The organism is Pantoea agglomerans NBRC 102470 (genome assembly GCF_001598475.1).
GTDB lineage: Bacteria > Pseudomonadota > Gammaproteobacteria > Enterobacterales > Enterobacteriaceae > Pantoea > Pantoea agglomerans.
In genome coordinates this window covers 600,312-621,542 of record NZ_BCZA01000001.1, presented here as the reverse complement: position 1 = coordinate 621,542, position 21,231 = coordinate 600,312, and the positions used below count along the sequence as shown (strand labels likewise).

Genomic DNA, 21,231 nt, shown 5'->3' with positions numbered 1-21,231 from the left:
GCTTCTGCTCTCCTGAGACATTTAATCAGGAGAAGTGAGATGACAACCAGCCGTTACCGTTACACCATATTTTCACTGCTGTTCCTGATCGCCCTGATCAACTATATCGATCGCGGCGCCCTGTCGTTTGCGGCCAACGCCATTGCGGCGGAGTATCACTTCAGCAAAGTCCAGCTCGGTGCCGTGCTGGGCTACTTTGGCTTTGGCTATCTGTTTGGTTCGCTGTGTGGCGGCTTTCTTGCCGACCGTATCGGCACGAAAAAAGTCTGGCTGCTGGCAGGCGTACTCTGGTCGCTGCTGGAGATCGCCACCGCCTGGGCGGGGGAACTGGGCATGGCGCTGTTTGGCGGATCCGCCATTATGGGCTTTGCTGCCCTTCGCATCATGTTTGGTTTTTCCGAAGGCCCGGCCTATGCGCTGATGAACAAGGCGATTGCTCACTGGGCACCCGATAATGAGCGCGGCTTTGCGCTGGGCATCGGCCTGCTCTCGACCCAGGTTGGCGCGCTGCTGACCGCCCCGATTGCGGTGGGCCTGCTGCTGCTGACCCATGACTGGCGCATGATGTTTATCCTGCTCGGTGTTTTCTCCCTGCTGGCGATGGCGCTGTTTGCCCGCACCTTCAGCGACAGCCCGGAGAAAAGTCCACATACCAATGCCGCAGAACGTCAGCTTATCCAGACCGGTCAGCGCCGCAGCGCGGGCGACAGCGTACCACTGCCCTGGTGGCGCTTCTTTACCAGCCGCACCCTGGTCTGCAACGCGCTGGGCTACTTCTCATTCCTCTACATCACCTTTACCCTGGTGACCTGGATGCCGAAATATCTGCAGGATAATTTCCATTACGACCTGCACTCACTGTGGTACGTCGCGATGATCCCGTGGAGCGGCGCCTGTATCACGGTGCTGCTGGGCGGTCGCATTGCCGATGCCCTGCTGGCTCGCTTCCGTAATCTGCGTCTGGCGCGCAACTTGTTTGCCGCCGTCACGCTGTGCGGCACCGCCTGCTGCTTTATGGCGATCCCCTATGTGCAGTCGGCTGCCGGGATTATTGCACTGATGACCCTGGGCAATGCGCTGAATGCACTGGTAAACAATGTCTACTGGTCGGTGGTGATTGATGTCACCCCTAAAGCGTCGGTGGGTACCTACAGCGGCATGACGCTGGCGATAGCCAATCTGGCAGCGATTATCTCTCCGATGCTCTGCGGCTGGCTGGCGGAATATTACGGCTACAACGCGATGTTTACCGTCACCGCGCTGATCGCCTTTGGCAGTATGCTGGCAATGACGCTGCTGCAACCGGAGAAGCCGCTGGTGGCAGAGGCGCAGACCGGCGCAGCGGACGTTTCTGCCGCCTGATCTTAAAAGAGGATTTCCTGACACGCGGGTGATCACACACCCGCGAAGAGTAACAGTCCCTGACGACAGCCGCTCAGGCGGCCTGACCTTGTTATTGGGCGGGATAGATTGACTGTTCGGGGATGCCCCGACGATCCCAGCGGCTGGCGATCAGCCATAACAGTGCCGTCGCAAACCAGCCGATGATCCACGAGACATCATTACCGGCAAAAATCCAGGTTAGCGATCCATGGTGCAGCGGATTATCGATAAACGGCAGTTGCACCAGCACGCCCAGAAAATAGACGGTAATACCGGCCAGGTTCCAGCGTCCATAGCGCCCGTCCGGCTGCGACAGTGCCGGGACATCAACCCTGCCCCTGGTGATCAGATAGAAATCGGTCAGGCTGATCGCGCTCCACGGCACAAAGAAAGCCAGCAGAAACAGCAGGAAGTGGGTGAAGGATTTCAGAAAGGCTGGTTCACTGAGCAGAGCAATGACGCAGGCCAGCGTAACCATAAGCACCACAAACAGAATGCGCCCGCCCCGACTCAGCGTGGTTTGCTGCCGGAAGCCAGAGACAATGGTGGTCAGTGACATAAAACTGCCGTAGGCGTTCAGCGTGGTAAACGTGATTTTTCCAAAGCAAATGGCGAAATAAATCACCATGGCCATGGTCGCCGTGCTACCCATGCTCACGATGTAACCGACCTCATTGCCTGCAAACGCACTTCCGGCAATGGCAGCGACAATCACCCCCAGCGTCATTGACGCCTGCGTGCCAAGTACGGTGCCAAAAAAGACTGAACTGAAGAGTTTCTTTGCGGAGACATCAGCTGACAGATAGCGTGAATAGTCAGAGACATAAGGACAGAAGGCAATTTGCCAGGATGAAGACAGGGAGACCGCCAGCAGGAAATTTGCCGGGGTAAAGTGCTGATTCTGCCACACGGCTGATAAGTCATGCGCAGAGAACAGCGTGATAAACAGATAAGCAAAGGCTAAAACGCCAATGACGCTCGCCAGCTTGCCCAGTTGATGAATCACGCGATAGCCCAGCACCGCAATGATCACGATGAGGGTGCTGAACAGGATCATCCCGGTTGAATGACTGACATGGATAAGTTTAGCCAGCGCCTGCCCGGCTAATACTGTCCCGCTGGCTGAAAATCCCACATACATAATGCACACCAGCACCAGAGGAATAACAGCACCAAACACGCCAAACTGCATACGGCTGGTGATCATCTGCGGTAAACCCAGGCGCGGACCCTGGATCGCATGCAAAGACATGATCGCTGCACCCAGAATCTGCCCCACCAGTAAGCCGATAAGAGACCACACGACGTCTCCACCCAGCACCACGGCCAGCGCACCCGTGACAATAGCCGTGATTTGCAGATTGCCACCAAACCAGAGCGTGAACTGGTTAAAGGGATGACCATGACGTTCACCCAGCGGGATGTAATCAATGGAGCGGGTTTCTGACAGGCCCTGTTTCTCTGAGCCTGAATAATCTGATACAGATGATTTGACCGACATAGATTCCTCGCTGGAACAGTGAGAGACGTGTTGACTGAAAGCGTGATTTGCCCAATCCAGGGTTGAGAGTACATGTCTATACAAGCAGCGATATTGTCATGCGCATCGGGAAGTTACAAGGCAACCGGTCATTGGAAAATGTGATGATATCGACAGGCCTGTCATGATGGGGCAGGAAAGGATGAGGGAGCGCGGGGACCTGTTTCCGGGGGATAACGCCCTTATGGCGGGGCGTAAAACGGGAGTAAGGCATTTTGTTCGATCACCGCTACAGGCGACAGCGATGATCGGGTAACGCGTACGATGTCAGGCCTGTCAGTTTCAGAGTGTGCGGAAGAGGAAAAACCCTGACGGTTACCCTTTAGCCACTACCCGCTGACGATGACAGTCGGCCGGTTCCAGTTTTTGCCCCTGTGAAGAGATAACCTCCAGGCGTGGCAGCGGCTTTCCTTCCGCATTATCCAGCAGCACGGAGTGGGTTTCGCCCTTCTCAAACAGGTAACGCTCGCCCCACTGGCGCATCGCGACCACAACCGGAAACAGCGAACGGCCTCTTTCGGTCAGGACATATTCGCTGTAGGCGCTGCCGTCGGAGGCAGGCGCAATCTCAAACACCCCTATCTCCACCAGCTGCTTCAGGCGTGACGCCAGGATATTTTTCGCCAGCCCCAAATTCCGCTGGAAGTCACTGAATCTGCGGACGTCATCAAAGGCTTCACGCAAGATCATCATGCACCAGCGCTCACCTATCGACTCCAGGGTTCTGGCGACCGGACACTCGCTGGTTCTCAGGGATTCCTGCTTAGCCATGCTCTTCTCTCACGCTGCCTGTCTCATGATGGCAGTTTAGCCACTCCGAAAAGAAGTTGCAAAAAAAAACCAGCCCGGTTAAAGATATCGCCAATCCAGTTTCAAATAAAAACCAGAAAGGAAAGCAACATGACCTGTACGATTGGCAAGATGCGTGATCCTGAAGCCGATTCGCCCCCAGCCGCGATCCCGGTGCTCTCGTCCCGGATGATCTTTTTTTTCTCACTCACCTCTGCGCTGGCGGTCGCCAATGTTTACTCGGCACAGCCTCTGCTGGAGTCGATCGCCGCCAGCCTGCAGGTTTCCACCGGCACCATTGGCACAGTGGTAACGGCTACGCAGAGCGGCTACGCCCTCGGGCTGGTCTTTCTGGTGCCGCTGGGCGACTGCGTGAACCGCAAAAAACTGGTGATTACCCAGTTGCTGCTTTCCGTGCTGGCGTTAATCACTGCTGCGGTTGCGCCAGACCTGATGACGCTGCTCTGCGCAATGCTGCTGGTGGGATTAATGGCGGTGGTCACGCAGCTAATGGTGGCGTGGGCCGCCATGCTGGCATCGCCAGAACAGCGCGGACAGGTGGTGGGTAGCGTGACCAGTGGCATCGTGATCGGCATCCTGCTGGCGCGGTTTGTTTCCGGGATGATTGCTGACCTGGCGGGCTGGCGGGCGGTCTATCTGACGGCTGCCTGCCTGTTACTCCTGATCTCGCTCATCCTGGCGAAAGTGCTGCCCGCCACAGCAGTTCAGACGCGGCGCACATCTTATCCTCACCTCTTACTGTCCGTTTTCCGTCTCTTCCTCACGGAACCGCAGTTGCGCAGACGCGGGATCCTGGCGCTGCTGATTTTTGCGGTCTTCAGTATGCTCTGGTCTTCGATGGTTCTGCCACTTACCGCCCTGTCACTGTCACACACCCAGACCGGGATGTTCGGCCTGGCCGGAATTGCCGGTGCGCTGGCGGCCTCCAGAGCAGGCGCATGGGCTGACCTGGGCCTGGGGCAGCGTGCCACTGGCTTAGCCCTGGCGTTGCTGACCTTCTCCTGGCTGCCGATAGCCGCGCTTCACACCTCGTTGCTGTTGCTGATTTTCGGGGTGATCCTGCTCGATTTCGCCGTCCAGACGGTACATGTGATTAATCAGAGCCTGATCGTGGCCGCCCGACCCGAGGCGGCAAGTCGTCTGGTGGGGGCCTATATGTGCTTTTACTCGCTGGGCAGTGCGCTGGGGGCCATCGCCGCCACTCAGCTTTATACACACTGGGGATGGCAGGCTGTCTGCTATGCCGGTGCAGCGGTCAGTGCCTCTGCCTTTCTCTGCTGGTCCGGAGTACGTCAATCATGAAATTAACGCATCTGCTGCTCGCCGTCATGATCACCGCCATCTGGGGGGTTAACTTTTCGGTTATCAAGCTCGGCCTGCAGGCGGTCGACCCGTTTATCCTGGCAGGTATCCGCTTTACGCTCTGCGCCCTGCCAGCGTTGTTCTTTATTAAGAAACCGGACGTGCCGTGGCGCTACCTGATCAGCTATGGCCTGGTCTTCGGGATTGGCCTGTGGGGTCTGGTGAATCTGGGGATTAAAACCGGACTGTCGGCGGGCATCGCCTCGCTGCTGCTGCAGTTCAGCGCCTTCTTCACGCTGCTGCTCGGTGGCTGGGTATTTAAAGAGCGTCTCAGCCGCTATCAGATCGCCGGGTGTGCGCTGGCCTGCGCCGGTCTGCTGAGCATTTTTTTCATTACCGATGGTTCGGTGACGTTTTCCGGCATGCTGCTGGTGCTGGCAGGCGCGGTCGCATGGAGTATTGCCAATATCATCAATAAAAAAGCGGGCACCCGGCAGGTTTTTGCTTTTCTGGTCTGGTCGAGCGCCTTTGCACCCATTCCACTCTTCCTGCTGGACGGGCTGGTCAATGGCAGCGCGGGCTATCACGCACTCTTCACTCAGCTGGATGTGAAGGCGGTGTTGTCGATACTGTTTCAGGTCTATCCCAATACCCTGCTGGGCTACTGGGTGTGGAACTGGCTGCTGAAACACTATCCGGTTTCAACGGTCGCGCCACTGTCGCTGCTGGTACCGGTGTTCGGCATCCTGGGTTCAGTGGCGATATTTGGCGAAACGGTTTCACCTCAGAAAATCGCCGCGCTGCTGCTGATCGTCGCCGGACTGGCCGTCGGGCTCTATGGCCAGCGGGTTGTGCGCTATTTCGGCGTACAAACCGGCTGACGGCGCCGTGGGGTGGCTATGCACCGTGCCGCTGGCAGAACGCTTCGATGTCACCGTGCTGAAAATCGGGCAGATTCGCCAGCAGTTTCTCCAGCGGCCAGTTCCACCAGGCAATGCGCTGGAGACGGGCGGCGATAGCCGGTGTAAAGCGCACCCGCAGTGGCCTGGCCGGAACACCACCCACTACGCTGTAGGGCGCGACGTTTTTCGTCACGACTGCACCCGCAGCCAGCACCGCACCATCACCAATGGTGACGCCAGGCAGCACAATTACGCCGTGACCTATCCACACATCGTGACCGATTATCACCCGATCGGCGCGACGGGCGGAAAAGAAACCCTGATCGCGTCGGGCGTCGGGGTGGTAATACTCCGGGCAGTAGGTAAAGCGATGCTGGGAGGCGCGGTCCATAGGATGATTCGGCGCGCCAATGCGCACCTGATTAGCAATGGCGCAGAAGCGCCCCACCTGGGTATCGGCCAGGCAGCAGTGTTCGCCGACATAGGAGAAGTCACCCAGCTCGCTATACTCCAGCGTGCTGTGCGCCAGGATCTCACACTGCTGACCCACAGTGGTTTCGCGCATCTTCACACTCTCATCAATCCAGGTGTGCGCTAATCGGGCGGGCATAACGGCGGCAATGGACATAAAACTCCCGGTCTGGATAAGCAGCGCCCCGGCGGCGAGCTTTGCCGCACCACCTTACCCGCCTCCGATGACAGAGAATTGACAAAGAAAAAAGGCGGAGTGGTTAGCTCCGCCTTGTTTCAAGTTCCGGTTAACCTGCGTGACCGGTCAGTTGCATAAGGGCAACGATGATCTGCAAGATGACCCGGATAAGATCCAGAATCAGCTTAGTCAGTTCCATCACTTTCCTTCTCCTTTTACAGGAGCGCGCTGTTCGGCAACCAGGGCTTTGACTCTACCCGCCGGGCGCCTAAGCACATCTTTGTGGAGAGAGCTGAGCGGCACTCATGGTTAAAGCCACAGGCCAGCACCACCTGATGCCTGCCGGGATTTTAAAACCGTGCCCCTGGGAGCGGCCAGTCGACAATGAGGCGATGCTCAACACTCAACACCTGTATAAACATACAGCATTTTGGCGAAACTTGAAATCCTTAGCCGCACATTTTACAATCTTGTTTGTGGAGAGTGCTGAGCACCTCGTTCGCAGCGCGGTTACCAGCCGGGTAGCGAACAAAAAATAAAGGATTTGGCGAAATGCCAAATCCTTTTTTTATGCCTGCTTTCTGCTTAAAAAAACAGCGCAATGCTTACTTCGCGGCGCTGATTCGCCACACGGTATTACCCGCATCGTCAGCAATCAGGACACCGCCCTGTTTGTCGCTGGCCAGACCGACCGGTAATCCACGCACCTGCTTTTCGTCGTCCGTCAGGAAGCCCGAGACCACCGTCTGCGGCTGACCCACCGGCTTGCCGTTTTCAAATTTCACCCACACCACTTTGTAGCCATTCAGCGGCGTACGGTTCCAGCTGCCATGCTCACTGATAAACGCACCGCCCTGGTATTGCGGCATGTTATCTGCGCCGTAGAACAGCAGCCCCAGCGGAGCGACATGCGAACTCAGGGCATAATCAGGCTTAATCGCTTTCTCAACCAGATCGGGACGCTGCGGTTCGGCACGGGTATCCACATGCTGACCAAAGTAGCTGTAGGGCCAGCCATAGAAGCCTTTGTCCTGCACTGAGGTCATGTAGTCAGGCACCAGATCGGAGCCGATTTCATCACGTTCATTGACGATGGCCCACAGTTTTCCGCTCTGCGGTTCCCACTGTAAGCCGGTCGGATTGCGCAATCCGCTGGCGTAGATCCGGCTGGCACCGCTGGCCGCGTCCACTTCCAGCACTGCGGCGCGGCGATACTCTGCGCCAATGCCGTTCTCGGTGACGTTACTGTTGGAGCCGACACCCACATAGAGCTTGCTGCCATCGGGGCTGGCCAACAGCGCTTTGGTCCAGTGGTGGTTAATCGGCCCACCCGGCAGTTCCGTCACCTCTTCAGGCGCGGTGCGGATCTCCGTCTCCCCTTCGCGATAGGGGAACTTCACCAGGCTGTCAGCATTCGCGACGTAAAGGGTATTGCCAATCAGCTGCATACCAAACGGCGAGTGCAGATTCTCAATAAAGCGGTGCTGCTCCCATTTGCCATTGACGTTGCGCAGCAGCGTAATCCGGTTGCCGCCAGCGCCGCCCTTACCTGACGCTTTCTGCACAATGCCCATAATCAGCTGTTTAGGCCGGGTGGTGGGTTTGGCCGGGCCGTTGGATTCCGCCACCAGCACATCGTTATTCGGCAGCACATAAACCTGACGCGGATGCTGCAGATTGTCAGCGATCTTTTCGATTTTCAGCCCGTCAGCCACTTTTGGCATTTCGCCCGCTTTCCACGGCGTGCCTTCCGGCACCTGCATCGGCGGCATAAAGAAGTTCTGTGCCTGCGGCAGTTCGGGATTCGGTCCGATCTGCTTCTGCGGATCGACCAGCGCACCATCATCACAGCCTGCCAGTAGTGCTGTCAGGGTAAGCGCGAGCAACGTTTTATGCGGTATCTTCATGGTGGCTCCTCCTTAAGCGCTACGCTGACGTAACGCAAGTTGCACATTCGCCAGCAGCAGCAGCGCTACCACCAGCGTCGAAAGCGTCACGCCCAGCGGGATGACAGCGGCGGCATCACGGCTGTGAATAAACGCATTGACGATAGCGATCACAATCGCCACCAGCCAGAGCCAGAAATGACTCTTTTCCGCACTGTCACTGCCGCGGAACAGATAGACCAGCGCGATGAGTCGTGGCACAATCGCCAGTATCAGTCCCAGCGCAATCAGCCAGCCTGCGGCATCCGTCCAGAACAGCACAAAGGTCTGGCTATAGAGAATATCGAACAGCCAGGCCGCGACAAAAAAGCCCAGCGGCACCGGCTCCAGCAGAGCGTACAGCGTCACGGCAAAGGCCGATCTTCCCAGGGTATTGCGCATGTTTCTCTCCATTTTTAACGTGAATGCGGACCGCGTCAGACGTCGCGCTGCTCAGAGCAACTGACTCCGCGCCTGTAAAAGATTAGTAAATCTGAAGAGAAACAGAGGGTTTATTCGGGAGGAATTGCAAATCAGGCGGATGACGTCCCTGTCATCGCCGGTCAGTCAGGGTTTATCAGCGGGTAAAGTGACCCAGTATCCTGGCTGATAAGGCAGCGGCAGGAACTTCTCGTGGAACGTGCGGAAGGTGGCGTCCGGATCCAGATCGGCAAACAGATCGGGATGCAGCCATTTCGCCAGCGCCTGGATAGCCACAAACTGGTAAGGGCTGTCGTAGAACTGATGCCAGATGGCGTGGACATTGCCGTTGTGCGCCACCGGCAAGGTTTTAAAGGCATCGCGCATCATCAGCCCCTTAAGACGCGCGGTAGCCTCGGTGACATTGGCACCCGGACCGACGCCGACCCATTTGCCCACGGTATTGTAATTCTTCCAGTTAGCGCCGGTCACCACCACCACATCCGGCTGGCTGGCGATAATCTGTTCCGGGTTAACGGTGCCGAAGGTGCCAGGGATCAGATCTTTAGCGATGTTACGACCGCCCGCAATCTCAACCATCTGACCAAAGTTTTCATTGCCAAACGACATGCAGCACTCGTCGCTGTAGCCGCCTGCACGGTCAATCATCACTTTCGGGCGGTAGCCGGTAAAGTTCTTCAGACGCGAGGTGACAAGGTCAATCTGCTGCTGGCGGAAGGTGATAATTTCCTGGGCACGCGCCGGTTTGTTCACCAGTTCGCCCATGATGCGGATACTTTTCTCAGCATTCACCATCGGCGCTTCGCGGAAATCGATAAACACCACCGGCACGCCTACTGCCTGCAGTTTTTCAATCAGCTTGCCTTCATCGGTGGCGGCTTTAGATTCCAGATTCATCAGCACCAGATCGGGCTTCAGGGTTAACGCCTGCTCGACGTTGAAAGTGCCATCTTTCGCCCCGCCAAAGGTCGGTAATTTTTTAATTTCCGGATAGCGTTTTTCGTAAGCCTGATAACCGTCCCAGTCCGCTTTCGGGAAGTCGTCACGCCAGCCAATCACCCGTTTAAATGGGGCATCAGTATCAAATGCCGCCAGCAGATACATCTGACGGCCCTCACCCAGAATGATGCGTTTTGCCTCCTGCGGCACCTCGACCTGACGGCCTGCGACATCGGTAATCAATTTGGCCGAAGCCGTCCCTGCCAGCGTGAGCAGCCCCAGCGCTAAAAACCATTTTTTCATTGTAAAAACCCGCACAAATGATAATGAGAATTATTAATGTAAAGCGGCGTTACTATCACCTAAAACAGCGGTCAGGGGAAGTCATCCGGTTAAATGTTTTTTGCGGCGGGGTTAACTGGCGGAGTTCCGCTTAAAGAGATCCCTTGAGAGGAAAAAGCGCAGCGTGTCGCTGCTCACAAAACGGTCAGCTTTCGTGAATATGTTCACAACACCCTGGGCAGTTGCACACATATTAGCCATTAATCGTATCGTTTTGGCTAATGCGTTAATGAATTGTGAAGGCTAGATTGAAAATGAAACAGCGTTTTAATAATTCATCAGGACAGACTGCCACAGGAGCTTAACCGTGAAGATCAGCGCCATTGATGTCACCCTTTTTACCTATCCCACCCAGCGCTGCGCCGACAGCGCCGGACACTCCCACCCTGGCCCGGAAAATGATGCGCAGATGGCGCTACTGACCCTGACCAGCGAGGAAGGCGACTGTGGTTACGCCTTTGCGCCGCCAGAAGTGGTGCGATCCCATGTGGTTAATGCCTTTTTCCGCAAAGTGCTGATCGGTCAGAACGCCTTTGACCGGGAGCGTCTTTGGCAGGATCTGGTGCACTGGCAGCGCGGCAGCGCCCATCAGCTCACCGAGCGGGCGCTCTCCGCTGTGGAGCAGGCATTATGGGATCTGATTGGACGGAAGCTGAAACAGCCTGTCCACAAACTGCTGGGCGGCTATCGCGAGAAAATCCCGGCTTACGGCAGCACCATGTGTGGTGACGAGCTGAGCGGTGGATTATCAACGCCGGATGAGTATGCGCAGTTCGCGGAAAAACTGGTGGCGCGTGGGTATCAGGCGATCAAGTTGCACACCTGGATGCCGCCGGTCTCCTTCGCACCCAGCCCGGCGATGGATATCAAAGCGTGCGCGGCGGTGCGTGAAGCGGTTGGCCCCGATATCGCGCTGATGCTGGATGGCTACCACTGGTACAGCCGCAGTGACGCGCTGACCATCGGCAAGGCGCTGGAAAAGCTTAATTTCGCCTGGTTCGAGGAGCCGATGGAGGAAGAGAGCATGGCCTCTTACGCCTGGCTGGCCGAAAACCTCTCTATCGACGTGCTTGGTCCGGAGAGCCTGGGTGGTAAACATCACAGCCGCGCCGACTGGGTGCGTGCCGGAGCCTGCGACATTCTGCGAGCCGGTGCCAACGGCGTAGGCGGCATCTCGCCCACCCTGAAAGTGGCGAATCTGGCTGAAGCCTTTGGCATGGATTGCGAAGTGCACGGCAACGGTGCGGCCAGCCTGGCGGTGGTCGGGGCGATCCGTAACTGCCGCTGGTATGAGCGCGGCCTGCTGCATCCCTTCCTGGATTATGAAACACCGCCCGCCTACCTCAACAGCCTGATCGATCCGATGGACGATCAGGGATTTGTCACCCTGCCCACCCGCAGCGGGCTGGGTGAGGATATTAACTTCAGCTGGATTGAGACGCACACGCTGAACCGCTGGTAAATCGCACTACCGAAGTACGGCAAACAATAATAACCCCGTCGCCCGCCTGCTGCCTGCCATCCCGGTAGTCAGCAGCAGGCAGAGTCGTAAACGGGAAAACCTCTGACCTGCTGGACTTTACCTATGACCCTGACACAACGATGTGGCGCGTGGCTGATCACGCTGCTGGTGCTGACGGGCAGCGCGTCAATCCAGGCAAAGACCCCGGATGACCAGCTGATCGTCGGCATGAATATGAATAACCTGCTCACCCTGGATCCGGCCGCTATGACCGGCAACGAAGTGGTCGGCATTGTCGTGAATCTCTATGACGGACTGGTCGAGCTGAACCCGCAGCAACTCACCGAGGTGCGCCCGGCGCTGGCGGAACGCTGGTCAGTCAGCCCGGATAACCGCACCCTGACTTTTCACCTGCGCGACAACGTCAGGTTTCACTCCGGCAATCCGCTGACCAGCGCCGATGCGGTCTGGTCGATGCGGCGGGTGCTGCATCTGAACCTGGCGCAGGCGTCGGTGTGGAAATCGTACGGCTTCAGCCGCGACAACGTTGACCAGATGATTACCGCACCCGACGACCGCACGCTGGTGATCAACCTGCCCAGACCTAACGATCCGCAACTGGTGATCTACTCGCTGGCGGCGCTGGGCAGCATGGTGGTGCTGGACAGCAAAACCGTGCAGCAGCATGAGGTGGATGGCGACTGGGGCAACCGCTGGCTCACCACCCATGAAGCGGGCTCCGGCCCGTTCCGGCTGGATGTGTGGCAGGCAAAAGATGTGCTGCGCATGAGTCGTGCGACTGATTACTGGCGCGGCGAGGCGAAGATGTCGCGGGTGGTGTTCCGCCATCTGCAGGAGTCGCAGACCCTGCGGCTGATGATGGAGAAAGGCGATCTGGATATCGCCAGCAACATGGCGATCCCCGACGTGCGCGCCCTGCGGCACGACCCCGACCTCACCATTGATGCGGTAAGAAAAGGAACGATCTACTACCTGGCGATGAGCGTGAAAGATCCGCACTTCGACAATATCAAAGTGCGGGAAGCGGTACGCTACCTGGTCGATTATCAGGGCATCAATAAAAGCCTGATGACCGGCTATGGCGAGCTGCATCAGCGCCCGATTCAGGCTGGCATGCCCGCCACGCTGCCCGACCCCGGTTACCGGCTCGATGCGCCGCGCGCCCGCGCACTGCTGGCTGAAGCGGGTTATCCGGACGGCTTCGACACCACGCTGCGGGTGCTGGCCGATCAGCCATTTCTGAACATCGCCATCGCGGTTCAGTCGACGCTGCTCCAGGGCGGGATCCGCGCAAAAATCATCACCGGCACCGGTAACCAGATCTATGGCGCGATGCGCGATCGCCAGTTCAGTCTGCTGGTCGGGCGCGGTGGCAGCGGCGTGGAGCCGCATCCCCACTCCAGCCTGCGTGCGCTGGTCTATAACCCGAATAATGCTGACAGCGCCCGGCTGACCAACTTCCAGGGCTGGCGCACCGGTTTCTACGACGCACAGCTCAACAGCATGATCGATCAGGCGCTGGTAGAGCGCGACAAAACCCGCCAGCAGCAGGCCTATTACGCCATCCAGCAGCGCTATGACCAGCTGGTGCCTGCATTGATGCCGATTTCACAAATGCTCGACTCCGTGGTGGTCAGCAACCGGGTGCAGGCTTATCAGCCGCATCCCTCAGCGACCACCTTCCTCCGCGATGTCTGGAAAACCCCTGAAGCCAAAGCGGGAGGCACCCTATGATCCTGACCCTGACCCGAACTCAGTGCCGCCGCATCAGCCATCGCGCGGTGCAGGTAGTGATTACCCTGTTCGGCCTGCTGCTGCTGACCTTTTTTATTGGCCGGGTAATGCCGCTGGATCCGGTGCTGGCGATTGTCGGCCCCGACGCCGATCAGGCCACCTATCAGCAGGTTTATCACCAGCTCGGCTTTGATAAACCGCTGTGGGTGCAGTTTGGCATCTACCTTAACGCGCTGCTGCATGGCGATCTCGGCCATGCGCTGCTCACCGGTCAGCCGGTGGTGCATGACATTGTGCGCGTCTTTCCGGCAACCGTAGAGCTGGCCACGCTGGCGATTGTGATTGGCGCAGGACTGGGCGTGCCGCTGGGTGTGCTGGCGGCGGCGCGTCGCAACAGCGTCATCGACTATGTGGTGCGGATGCTCAGCCTGGCCGGTTACTCCACCCCAATCTTCTGGGTCGGCATGATTGGCCTGCTGCTGTTCTATGCCCATCTCGGCTGGGTCGGCGGCGCAGGTCGGGTGGACTTCAGCCTGGATGGCATCGTGCCACGTCGCACCGGCTTTATGCTGATTGACGCCCTGCTGGCGGGCAACAGTCAGGTGTTCTGGAATGCGCTGAATCATCTGGTGCTGCCCGCCTCGCTGCTTGGCTTTCACTCCATGGCCTATATCAGCCGCATGACGCGCAGCTTTATGCTCGCGCAGCTGTCGCAGGAGTTCATTCTGACCGCGCGGGTCAAAGGCCTGACTGAATGGCAGGTGATCTGGCAGCACGCCTTCCGCAATATCCTGGTGCAGCTGCTGACCGTGGTGGCGCTGGCCTATGGCTCGCTGCTGGAGGGCGCGGTGCTGATTGAAACCGTCTTCTCCTGGCCCGGCTTTGGCTCCTACCTCACCGGCAGCCTGATGCTGGGCGATATGAATGCGGTGATGGGCTGTGTGCTGGTGGTGGGCCTGATTTTTGTGTTGCTTAACCTGATCTCCGACCTGCTCTATCAGGTGTTCGATCCGAGGACCAAAGTATGACGATCTCTTTTGACGCTGCGTCTGTGAGTCATTCCCGTGAGCGGCTGGTGCGCTGTCAGCGTTTTGCTGCCCGCTGCGGCTATTTCCTCTGGCGCATGGCCTGTAATCCCCTGACCGCGATTGGTGGTGGCATTGTGCTGGTGCTCTGCATCGTGGCGCTGTTCGCGCCCTGGATCGCGCCGTATCACCCGCTGGTTCAGGATCTGAACAATGCGCTGACGCCTCCCGGCGCGGCCCACTGGTTCGGCACCGACGAGTTTGGCCGGGATATCTTCAGTCGTCTGGTGTGGGGCGCATGCATCACGCTCTACATCGTGCTGCTGGTATCGGTCACCGTCGGGCCGCTGGGCCTGCTGCTGGGCGTCACCGCCGGTTATTTTGGCGGCAAAGTCGACGGCGTGCTGATGCGCGTCACCGATATCTTTATCTCCTTCCCGAGCCTGGTACTGGCGCTGGCCTTTGTTGCCGCGCTGGGGCCGGGTCTGGAGCATGTGGTGATTGCGATTACGCTCACCGCCTGGCCACCCATTGCCCGTCTGGCCCGCGCTGAAACGCTGTCGCTGCGTCAGGCGGACTTTATCTCGGCGGTGCGCTTACAGGGCGCGTCGCCGCTGCGGGTGCTCTGGAAGCACATTATTCCGCTCTGCCTGCCGTCGGTGATTATCCGCATCACCATGAACATGGCGGGCATTATTCTCACCGCCGCCGGGCTGGGGTTTCTCGGGCTGGGCGCGCAGCCGCCGGATCCGGAATGGGGCGCGATGATCGCCAGTGGCCGCACCTACATGCTGGAGTGCTGGTGGGTGGTGACCGTTCCCGGTCTGGCGATCCTGATTAATAGCCTGGCATTTAACTTCTTAGGAGATGGCCTACGTGACCTGCTCGATCCCCGCAGTGAGTAACGCCTCGCCGTTGCTCGACGTGCGCGATTTGCACGTGAACTTTGTTAACGGACGCCAGATTACGCCGGCGGTGCGTGGCGTCTCCTTTCAGCTCGGTCAGGAGAAGCTGGCGATTGTCGGTGAGTCCGGCTCCGGTAAATCGACCGTGGGTCGCGCCCTGCTGCAGCTGCATCCAGCTAAGGCGCGCATTGAGGCGAGCCGGATGCAGTTTGGCGATATCGACCTGCTGCACGCCAGCCCGGCAGAGATGCGCGCCATTCGTGGCAAACGTATCTCGATGATTATGCAGGACCCGAAATATTCGCTGAATCCAGTGATCCGGGTTGGCGAACAGATTGCCGAAGCCTGGCGCAGTCACCATCGCGGCCAGAAATCGGCGGCACGTCAGCGGGCGCTGGCGATGCTGGAGGAGGTGCAGATCCGCGATCCTGAACGGGTATATCAGCTCTATCCCCATGAGATTTCCGGCGGCCAGGGGCAGCGCGTCATGATCGCCATGATGCTGATCACCGAGCCGGAACTGGTGATTGCCGATGAGCCCACCTCTGCGCTGGATGTCTCGGTTCGCCTGCAGGTGCTGGCGCTGCTGGATGATCTGGTGAAAGCGCGCGGTCTGGGACTGATTTTTATCAGTCACGATATCAATCTGGTGCGCAGCTTCTGCGATCGGGTGCTGGTGATGTATGCCGGACGCGTGGTGGAGTCGCTGGCCGCCAGCGAACTTGACCGCGCGCAGCATCCCTACACCCAGGGACTGCTGGCAGCACTGCCCGACCTTGATCGGCGGCGCACGCGTCTGCCGGTGTTACAACGTCACGCCAGCTGGCTAACTGACTAAGGAGTTACGATGATTGAGGTGAAAAATCTCAACCTGGGTTTTGGTGAAGAGGGTCGCCGTAATCAGGTGCTGTTCGACGTCAGCCTGCAGGTTAAACAGGGTGAAATCTTCGGGCTGGTCGGTGAGTCGGGCTCGGGCAAAACCACGGTGCTGAAGTGTCTGGCGGGCCTGTTTAATCACTGGCAGGGAGAACTGACCATTGATGGCCAGCCGCTGGCGCATCGCATCGATCGGGCGCGCTGCCGTCAGGTGCAGATGGTGTTTCAGGACCCTTATGGCTCGCTGCATCCGCGTCACACACTGGGCGATATTCTTGAAGAGCCATTACAGATTCAGGGTATCGGGCAGCGCCAGCAGCGCGTCGTGGCAATGCTGGATAAGGTCGGGCTGAATCGTGCCTGGCAGACGCGTTATCCGCACCAGCTTTCCGGTGGTCAGCGTCAGCGCGTGGCGATTGCCCGGGCGCTGATTTTAGAGCCGCGCGTGCTGCTGCTGGATGAGCCGACCTCCGCGCTGGATGTTTCGGTGCAGGCGGAGATCCTCAATCTGCTCAGCGATCTGCAGCAGCAGGAGAACCTGACCTATCTGATGGTGACGCACGATCTCGGCGTGGTGGCGCACCTCTGCCATCGCGTAGCGGTTATGCAACAGGGCAAAGTGCTGGAGACGCTGGATGTGCCGACGCTGGTGGCCGACCGGGCCGCGATGCCCTACACCCGGATGCTGGTAGAGGCGAGTCGTCATTACAATCCGGCGCTGGCGCAGCAGAGCTGACGTTCAGCTGATGTCGGAAAAGAGAGAATAAAAAAAGGCCGGTCAGACCGGCCTTATGACCCCGGATGCGTTAGTGGGTCAGCTGACGCACAAAAGCGACGATTTCCTGATTTTTGCCATGCTCAAACAGACACTGCTGGAAGCGTGGGCCACTAACGGCAGTACGCACCAGTTCAGGGTCGATGGCGCGCAGCGTGTCGAGGTAGTTCTCTTTGATCACGGCAGCTTTGACCTGATTCAGCAGACCGGCATTACGCACCTGCGGCTCTTTACGCTCTGGCGGATAGCCATTGCCCTTCTCGCCGGTGAAGGCTTTTTCAAAGATAAAGCGCAGGTTAAGTTCAGCGCCCCAGCCAAAGCCTTTGGCGAACGGCAGAGATAAGGCATTACCGTTGTTGATCTGGGCAAACAGGTAGGCATCCGCCGGATCGATACAGTAGCCGCAGACGACGCCCGGGTGAATGTTAAGCGACATCAGCGCGCCCTGCCCGGTGCCGCAACCCGCGACCACGAAATCCACGGCCTGGCTGTTGAGCAACACGCTGGCCTGAATGCCGAGGTGAATATAGGTCAGGTGGTGATCCTGCTCATCGCTCATACCGACGTTGAAGACCTGATGGCCCAGCGGCTGTGCGACGCCTTCCAGTTCTTTCAGCACGGTAACGTTTTTAGCGGCCTGGCTGTTTTCCATCATTAACGCGATTTTCATGATCTACCCTTATAAATTAATTGAAACACCGTTTCATTTTAGTGAAAAACCACTAAAGTGCATAAACTAATTCACCCGAGTGCTGTGAGATCCATCACAAAACGGTCACCGCAGCAGGGGCAACCGCAGGAGGATTGCGATGTTTATCTACCATAAAGAGCGACCACTGGAAGATCTGGGCAACGGCGTGACCCGCCGCGTGCTGGCGTACGGCGGCACCATGATGGCGGTAGAAGTGATTTTTGAGAAAGAGGCTTTCGGCCCGCTGCATCACCATCCCCACGAGCAGCTGACCTATGTGCTGAGCGGACGTTTTGCCTTCACCATCAATGGTGAAACGCGTGAGGTGGGCGCAGGAGATACGCTCTATAAAGCGCCCAATGTGGTTCATGGCTGTGTCTGTCTTGAGGCGGGCACATTACTGGATACGTTTACACCGCAGCGCGAAGATTTCCTGACCGCTAAATAGTGCATGCGGCCCGGTGGGCCGCCTGTTGACCTGACGCAGGACTGACCTGGTTTTTCCCGTCTCCGCATCCTGCTTCAGGCCCGCAGAATTTTTCTGAAATTCCTTCTCCCGCTAACTTAATGATTAGCTGACATTTACGCCGCAACCGCGCTGCGCTTAGCTTCGTCCTGAAAATCAATCGGGCAGATTCCTGTACAAATTCCGGATCGTTGTATAAGTTTAATAGCAATCGCCGAACATTTTTTAACCCGAAACAGGACAATATTATGCCAATGCAAAACACCCTCACGTTGCCGGTGAATCACAGTGGCCCGGTCAAAAATGAGTTTAGTTCATCCTTTGCCGTGTCTGAACAGGACAAACTCAACTTTCTGATCGAAGAGTTACTGGAAGCGGGCAAGGAAAAAAGCTGTATGGAACTGCTGCGCCATCTGGCATCCGCAGACAGTGCAGAAGAAGAGGCATGCTGCCGCGAACTGCTGACGTTGCTGATGGCACAAAAATGAAGTCAGTTGCCAGCTGTTCAGCGCCGATTCATCCCTTTCTGAAAGCGTATCTGATATTGCACTCAACGCCTGACCGCACTTCCCCGTTCAGGCGTGTCAACATGCCCAGCGAAAGCCGCGGTTTTTTCTGAATGCAGTAACGCCCGCAGCAGCAGAGACTGTTACGCGCGGTAAACCGGGTTTTACTCACCAGCAACTTTTTGCCTCTCATTGCTTATCTCTCCCCTGTTTTGTTAGCCTGAATCCCGCTTCGGCGAGACCTGCTTTACTTTCCCTTCGCGTAATGCGCGCGGTTCACTATCAGGCTGACACAGGAGTGATATGACCATGACTTTTGCCCCCGCCACGCTGCATCTGCTGTGTGGAAAAATTGCCTCCGGGAAATCGACGCTGGCGGCGGAGCTGAGCGCCGCCCCCGGTTGCGTGGTGATCAGCGAGGATCAGTGGCTCGCCGCGCTTTATCAGGACGAGATGCAGTCGGTGGCCGATTACGTGCGCTATGCGGCAAAACTCAGAAAGGCGATGACGCCTCATCTGGTCGCGCTGCTTAACGCAGGGGTGTCGGTGGTGCTCGATTTTCCTGCCAACACCCGGGCGAATCGCGACTGGATGATGTCGGTGATTAAGGCAACCTCTGCCGACCATCGTCTGCATTATCTGGACGTACCGGATGCGCTGTGTAAATCGCGCCTGCACGCCCGAAATCAGGGCGGCGAACACGCCTTTGCCGCAACGGACGAGCAGTTCGCGCTGATTACCCGCTATTTCGAAGCGCCGCAGGAGGAAGAAGGCTTTAACCTGGTGCGCCACGGTTAATGCCTTCTGGCGCGGGATCTTAAGAGAGGTCGAGTGCCGCGAGCACGTCAGCAATCTGCTGGCAGTGCGCATCGGAGAGCGGCTGCAGCGGGCGCGGCAGGCAGTCGCGTTCGGTCAGTCCCAGCAGCCCCGCCGCGGCGCTGATCACCCGGAAACTGCCGCCATGCTGGCGGAACAGCGCCCATAAAGGCTGCAGGCGATCGGACTGCGCCCTGACGCTCTGATGGTCGCCTGCGGCCGCCGCTTCGGTCATCGCTTTTGCAACGCGCGGAAACAGTCCGCCGCACACCGAATACCAGCCATCACAGCCCGCAATCAGCCCGTTGGCGGCAGAAGCATCGCCACTGACGCCAATCGATACGGAATCTGGCAGCGTGCCGCGCAGCTGAGCGAGGCGATCGTTAGCCGCAGATTGCTCCGCCGGTACACCAGGAATTTTCACTGACCCGACACCGGAAAGTGCGGCGATCCGGCTCAGCAGCGCATCGGAAAAGGTAAAATGGGTGGTGCCGGGATTGTCATAGATACAGACTGGCACCGAGGCGTGTCGCGTTACGGTCTCGAAAAGCGTGAACACCTCATCTTCATTCAACGCCTGATAACCCAGCGGCGGCAGCAATAACGCGGCCGCGCCCGCCTGTTGCGCGTCCTCCGCCAGCGCCAGCACCTCGTCAGTGCCCACCGCACCAATGCAGATCATCACCGGAATCGACTCTGCATGTTCCACCGCCAGTTCTGCGATACGCCTGCGCCGCGCGCGGGTGAGATAGGCGTAGCTGCCGGTGGACCCCAGCACGCCAAGGGAATCGACTTTTGCATCAATCAGCCTGCGCAGCAGCCGCAAAAAAGCCGCTTCATCGGGCTTGCCTGCCGCAAAGGGAGTAAGGGGGAATGCACTGAGTCCGCTGAACATATCATCTGCTCCATTACAAGATTGCACCGGCTGGAGGTCGCCCCTGCAGCCATATTTCGTTACCGGCCGAAGCATCAACCCGCCCCGCCCGCTATTTTTGCGCTATCACCCAAAGGAGAATAGCGATGATTGCCGTACTATTTGAAGCCGAAGCCCGACCCGAACACCAGATGCGTTACCTGCAACTGGCTGCCGACCTTAAACCGCTGCTGATGCAAAACAGCGGGTTTATCTCTCTTGAGCGCTTTCAAAGCCTGACCGATGAGAAAAAAATTCTCTCGCTCTCCTGGTGGCGCGATGAAGAATCGGTGCTGGCCTGGAAGCGCAACCTTTGTCACCAGGCCGCACAGCGTGAAGGCCGCGAGACCCTTTTTGCCGGTTACCGTCTTCGCATCGTCACGCTGATCAGAGAATATGCCTCACAACAGGGAGTAAATTAACATGTTCGATATTCATGTCATCCTGCAAAATAGTCCAGGCACACTTTCCCGGCTCACCACGCTGCTGGGCCGTCATGGGATTGGCCTGGAAGGCGGCGGCCTGTTCTCCTTTGGTGAACAGAGCCACGCTCATTTTCTGGTTGAGGAAGGCGAACGGGCGCGGGCCGTGCTTGAAGCAGAAGGTATCGCCGTCGAGGCAGTTAACGTTCCACTTATTCGCAGGTTACCGCAACAGCGTCCCGGCGAGCTGGGGGCGATCACTGCACGCCTTGCCGATGCCGGAATCAACATCCTGGTGCAATACAGCGATCACGCTAACCAGCTGATCCTGATCACCGATAACAATCGATCAGCCGCCGGGCTGACCACAGAATGGGCACGCTAAT

Annotated in this window: 22 protein-coding genes; 14 read left to right on the top strand and 8 right to left on the bottom strand. The window is 57.9% G+C overall.

The annotated features are described in order from the left end of the window. Window positions 1–39 precede the first annotated feature (39 nt). A complete protein-coding gene (locus PAG01S_RS02975; protein WP_010670137.1) occupies window positions 40–1,362 on the top strand; it encodes an MFS transporter in 1,323 nt (440 codons plus the stop codon). A 91-nt stretch (window positions 1,363–1,453) separates the two neighbouring features. Here the strand turns inward: PAG01S_RS02975 and PAG01S_RS02970 are convergent, their stop codons facing one another. Next, window positions 1,454–2,884, bottom strand: coding sequence for a purine-cytosine permease family protein (locus tag PAG01S_RS02970; RefSeq protein WP_062757637.1), 1,431 nt, complete (start codon window positions 2,882–2,884; stop codon window positions 1,454–1,456). Between the two features lie 354 nt (window positions 2,885–3,238). After that, on the bottom strand, window positions 3,239–3,694 hold the full coding sequence (locus PAG01S_RS02965) for a winged helix-turn-helix transcriptional regulator (RefSeq protein ID WP_062757635.1): 456 nt from the start codon (window positions 3,692–3,694) through the stop codon (window positions 3,239–3,241). Window positions 3,695–3,823: 129 nt separating this feature from the next. On the opposite strand from PAG01S_RS02965, the gene PAG01S_RS02960 reads away from it, so the two are divergent. Both PAG01S_RS02960 and PAG01S_RS02955 read left to right on the top strand, forming a co-directional pair. Next, window positions 3,824–5,035, top strand: coding sequence for an MFS transporter (locus PAG01S_RS02960; RefSeq protein WP_062757631.1), 1,212 nt, complete (start codon window positions 3,824–3,826; stop codon window positions 5,033–5,035). Next, the gene (locus PAG01S_RS02955; protein ID WP_022625667.1) at window positions 5,032–5,916 is read left to right on the top strand and encodes an EamA family transporter; all 885 of its coding nucleotides are present in this window, start codon (window positions 5,032–5,034) and stop codon (window positions 5,914–5,916) included. The genes PAG01S_RS02960 and PAG01S_RS02955 overlap by 4 nt, the downstream gene beginning before the upstream one ends. A 16-nt stretch (window positions 5,917–5,932) precedes the next feature. On the opposite strand, the gene PAG01S_RS02950 is transcribed toward PAG01S_RS02955, so the two are convergent. From PAG01S_RS02950 to PAG01S_RS02930, 4 genes are all read right to left on the bottom strand, one after another. Then, entirely contained in the window at window positions 5,933–6,565 is a 633-nt protein-coding gene (locus PAG01S_RS02950) for a DapH/DapD/GlmU-related protein (RefSeq protein ID WP_010244979.1), read from the bottom strand. Between the two features lie 626 nt (window positions 6,566–7,191). After that, window positions 7,192–8,493, bottom strand: coding sequence for a PQQ-dependent sugar dehydrogenase (locus tag PAG01S_RS02940; protein ID WP_010670132.1), 1,302 nt, complete (start codon window positions 8,491–8,493; stop codon window positions 7,192–7,194). A gap of 12 nt (window positions 8,494–8,505) precedes the next feature. Next, window positions 8,506–8,913 (bottom strand): DUF2231 domain-containing protein, encoded by a 408-nt coding sequence (locus PAG01S_RS02935; RefSeq protein ID WP_010244987.1) that lies wholly within the window; start codon window positions 8,911–8,913, stop codon window positions 8,506–8,508. A gap of 165 nt (window positions 8,914–9,078) precedes the next feature. Next, complete coding sequence (locus tag PAG01S_RS02930) at window positions 9,079–10,194, bottom strand: ABC transporter substrate-binding protein (RefSeq protein ID WP_010670131.1); 1,116 nt, start codon at window positions 10,192–10,194, stop codon at window positions 9,079–9,081. A gap of 346 nt (window positions 10,195–10,540) precedes the next feature. Here PAG01S_RS02930 and PAG01S_RS02925 point away from each other — a divergent pair, with 346 nt between their 5' ends. From PAG01S_RS02925 to PAG01S_RS02900, 6 genes are all read left to right on the top strand, one after another. Continuing rightward, window positions 10,541–11,695, top strand: coding sequence for a mandelate racemase family protein (locus tag PAG01S_RS02925; protein ID WP_010244993.1), 1,155 nt, complete (start codon window positions 10,541–10,543; stop codon window positions 11,693–11,695). Window positions 11,696–11,818: 123 nt separating this feature from the next. After that, the gene (locus PAG01S_RS02920; RefSeq protein ID WP_062757630.1) at window positions 11,819–13,450 is read left to right on the top strand and encodes an ABC transporter substrate-binding protein; all 1,632 of its coding nucleotides are present in this window, start codon (window positions 11,819–11,821) and stop codon (window positions 13,448–13,450) included. Beyond that, window positions 13,447–14,478, top strand: a complete 1,032-nt coding sequence (locus PAG01S_RS02915) for an ABC transporter permease (RefSeq protein WP_010245000.1) — start codon at window positions 13,447–13,449, stop codon at window positions 14,476–14,478. The genes PAG01S_RS02920 and PAG01S_RS02915 overlap by 4 nt, the downstream gene beginning before the upstream one ends. Beyond that, the gene (locus PAG01S_RS02910; RefSeq protein WP_062757628.1) at window positions 14,475–15,380 is read left to right on the top strand and encodes an ABC transporter permease; all 906 of its coding nucleotides are present in this window, start codon (window positions 14,475–14,477) and stop codon (window positions 15,378–15,380) included. The genes PAG01S_RS02915 and PAG01S_RS02910 overlap by 4 nt, the downstream gene beginning before the upstream one ends. Beyond that, a complete protein-coding gene (locus PAG01S_RS02905) occupies window positions 15,352–16,218 on the top strand; it encodes an ABC transporter ATP-binding protein (RefSeq protein WP_010245006.1) in 867 nt (288 codons plus the stop codon). The genes PAG01S_RS02910 and PAG01S_RS02905 overlap by 29 nt, the downstream gene beginning before the upstream one ends. A 9-nt stretch (window positions 16,219–16,227) precedes the next feature. Then, entirely contained in the window at window positions 16,228–16,992 is a 765-nt protein-coding gene (locus PAG01S_RS02900) for an ABC transporter ATP-binding protein (protein WP_060680191.1), read from the top strand. A gap of 70 nt (window positions 16,993–17,062) precedes the next feature. Here PAG01S_RS02900 and PAG01S_RS02895 read toward each other — a convergent pair whose 3' ends face one another. Continuing rightward, window positions 17,063–17,701, bottom strand: a complete 639-nt coding sequence (locus tag PAG01S_RS02895; protein ID WP_003853539.1) for an RpiB/LacA/LacB family sugar-phosphate isomerase — start codon at window positions 17,699–17,701, stop codon at window positions 17,063–17,065. A 139-nt stretch (window positions 17,702–17,840) separates the two neighbouring features. Between PAG01S_RS02895 and PAG01S_RS02890 the strand changes: the two genes are divergently transcribed. The 3 genes from PAG01S_RS02890 to PAG01S_RS02880 all read left to right on the top strand — a co-directional run bounded on the left by PAG01S_RS02890 (window position 17,841) and on the right by PAG01S_RS02880 (window position 19,492). Further along, window positions 17,841–18,170: a cupin domain-containing protein gene (locus PAG01S_RS02890; RefSeq protein ID WP_061901453.1), complete on the top strand. Its 330-nt coding sequence runs from the start codon at window positions 17,841–17,843 to the stop codon at window positions 18,168–18,170. Window positions 18,171–18,436: 266 nt separating this feature from the next. Further along, on the top strand, window positions 18,437–18,676 hold the full coding sequence (locus PAG01S_RS02885; protein ID WP_010245020.1) for a hypothetical protein: 240 nt from the start codon (window positions 18,437–18,439) through the stop codon (window positions 18,674–18,676). 321 nt (window positions 18,677–18,997) lie between these two features. Beyond that, a complete protein-coding gene (locus tag PAG01S_RS02880; RefSeq protein ID WP_022625673.1) occupies window positions 18,998–19,492 on the top strand; it encodes a P-loop nucleotide/nucleoside kinase family protein in 495 nt (164 codons plus the stop codon). A 19-nt stretch (window positions 19,493–19,511) separates the two neighbouring features. Here PAG01S_RS02880 and PAG01S_RS02875 read toward each other — a convergent pair whose 3' ends face one another. Beyond that, window positions 19,512–20,405 carry a dihydrodipicolinate synthase family protein gene (locus PAG01S_RS02875; RefSeq protein ID WP_062757626.1) on the bottom strand — a complete coding sequence of 298 codons (894 nt, stop codon included), beginning with the start codon at window positions 20,403–20,405 and terminating at the stop codon, window positions 19,512–19,514. Between the two features lie 125 nt (window positions 20,406–20,530). Between PAG01S_RS02875 and PAG01S_RS02870 the strand changes: the two genes are divergently transcribed. After that, entirely contained in the window at window positions 20,531–20,845 is a 315-nt protein-coding gene (locus PAG01S_RS02870; protein WP_010245030.1) for an antibiotic biosynthesis monooxygenase family protein, read from the top strand. 1 nt (window position 20,846) lies between these two features. After that, complete coding sequence (locus PAG01S_RS02865; protein ID WP_062757624.1) at window positions 20,847–21,230, top strand: hypothetical protein; 384 nt, start codon at window positions 20,847–20,849, stop codon at window positions 21,228–21,230. Window position 21,231: the final 1 nt, after the last annotated feature.

Coding starts and splice junctions, on each gene's coding strand:
- PAG01S_RS02875 (WP_062757626.1), bottom strand. CDS start 20,405: ATGTTCAGCGGACTCAGTGCATTCCCCCTTACTCCCTTTGCGGCAGGC.
- PAG01S_RS02895 (WP_003853539.1), bottom strand. CDS start 17,701: ATGAAAATCGCGTTAATGATGGAAAACAGCCAGGCCGCTAAAAACGTT.
- PAG01S_RS02965 (WP_062757635.1), bottom strand. CDS start 3,694: ATGGCTAAGCAGGAATCCCTGAGAACCAGCGAGTGTCCGGTCGCCAGA.
- PAG01S_RS02880 (WP_022625673.1), top strand. CDS start 18,998: ATGACCATGACTTTTGCCCCCGCCACGCTGCATCTGCTGTGTGGAAAA.
- PAG01S_RS02950 (WP_010244979.1), bottom strand. CDS start 6,565: ATGTCCATTGCCGCCGTTATGCCCGCCCGATTAGCGCACACCTGGATT.
- PAG01S_RS02940 (WP_010670132.1), bottom strand. CDS start 8,493: ATGAAGATACCGCATAAAACGTTGCTCGCGCTTACCCTGACAGCACTA.
- PAG01S_RS02870 (WP_010245030.1), top strand. CDS start 20,531: ATGATTGCCGTACTATTTGAAGCCGAAGCCCGACCCGAACACCAGATG.
- PAG01S_RS02890 (WP_061901453.1), top strand. CDS start 17,841: ATGTTTATCTACCATAAAGAGCGACCACTGGAAGATCTGGGCAACGGC.
- PAG01S_RS02900 (WP_060680191.1), top strand. CDS start 16,228: ATGATTGAGGTGAAAAATCTCAACCTGGGTTTTGGTGAAGAGGGTCGC.
- PAG01S_RS02955 (WP_022625667.1), top strand. CDS start 5,032: ATGAAATTAACGCATCTGCTGCTCGCCGTCATGATCACCGCCATCTGG.
- PAG01S_RS02920 (WP_062757630.1), top strand. CDS start 11,819: ATGACCCTGACACAACGATGTGGCGCGTGGCTGATCACGCTGCTGGTG.
- PAG01S_RS02910 (WP_062757628.1), top strand. CDS start 14,475: ATGACGATCTCTTTTGACGCTGCGTCTGTGAGTCATTCCCGTGAGCGG.
- PAG01S_RS02960 (WP_062757631.1), top strand. CDS start 3,824: ATGACCTGTACGATTGGCAAGATGCGTGATCCTGAAGCCGATTCGCCC.
- PAG01S_RS02975 (WP_010670137.1), top strand. CDS start 40: ATGACAACCAGCCGTTACCGTTACACCATATTTTCACTGCTGTTCCTG.
- PAG01S_RS02885 (WP_010245020.1), top strand. CDS start 18,437: ATGCCAATGCAAAACACCCTCACGTTGCCGGTGAATCACAGTGGCCCG.
- PAG01S_RS02865 (WP_062757624.1), top strand. CDS start 20,847: ATGTTCGATATTCATGTCATCCTGCAAAATAGTCCAGGCACACTTTCC.
- PAG01S_RS02930 (WP_010670131.1), bottom strand. CDS start 10,194: ATGAAAAAATGGTTTTTAGCGCTGGGGCTGCTCACGCTGGCAGGGACG.
- PAG01S_RS02970 (WP_062757637.1), bottom strand. CDS start 2,884: ATGTCGGTCAAATCATCTGTATCAGATTATTCAGGCTCAGAGAAACAG.
- PAG01S_RS02935 (WP_010244987.1), bottom strand. CDS start 8,913: ATGCGCAATACCCTGGGAAGATCGGCCTTTGCCGTGACGCTGTACGCT.
- PAG01S_RS02915 (WP_010245000.1), top strand. CDS start 13,447: ATGATCCTGACCCTGACCCGAACTCAGTGCCGCCGCATCAGCCATCGC.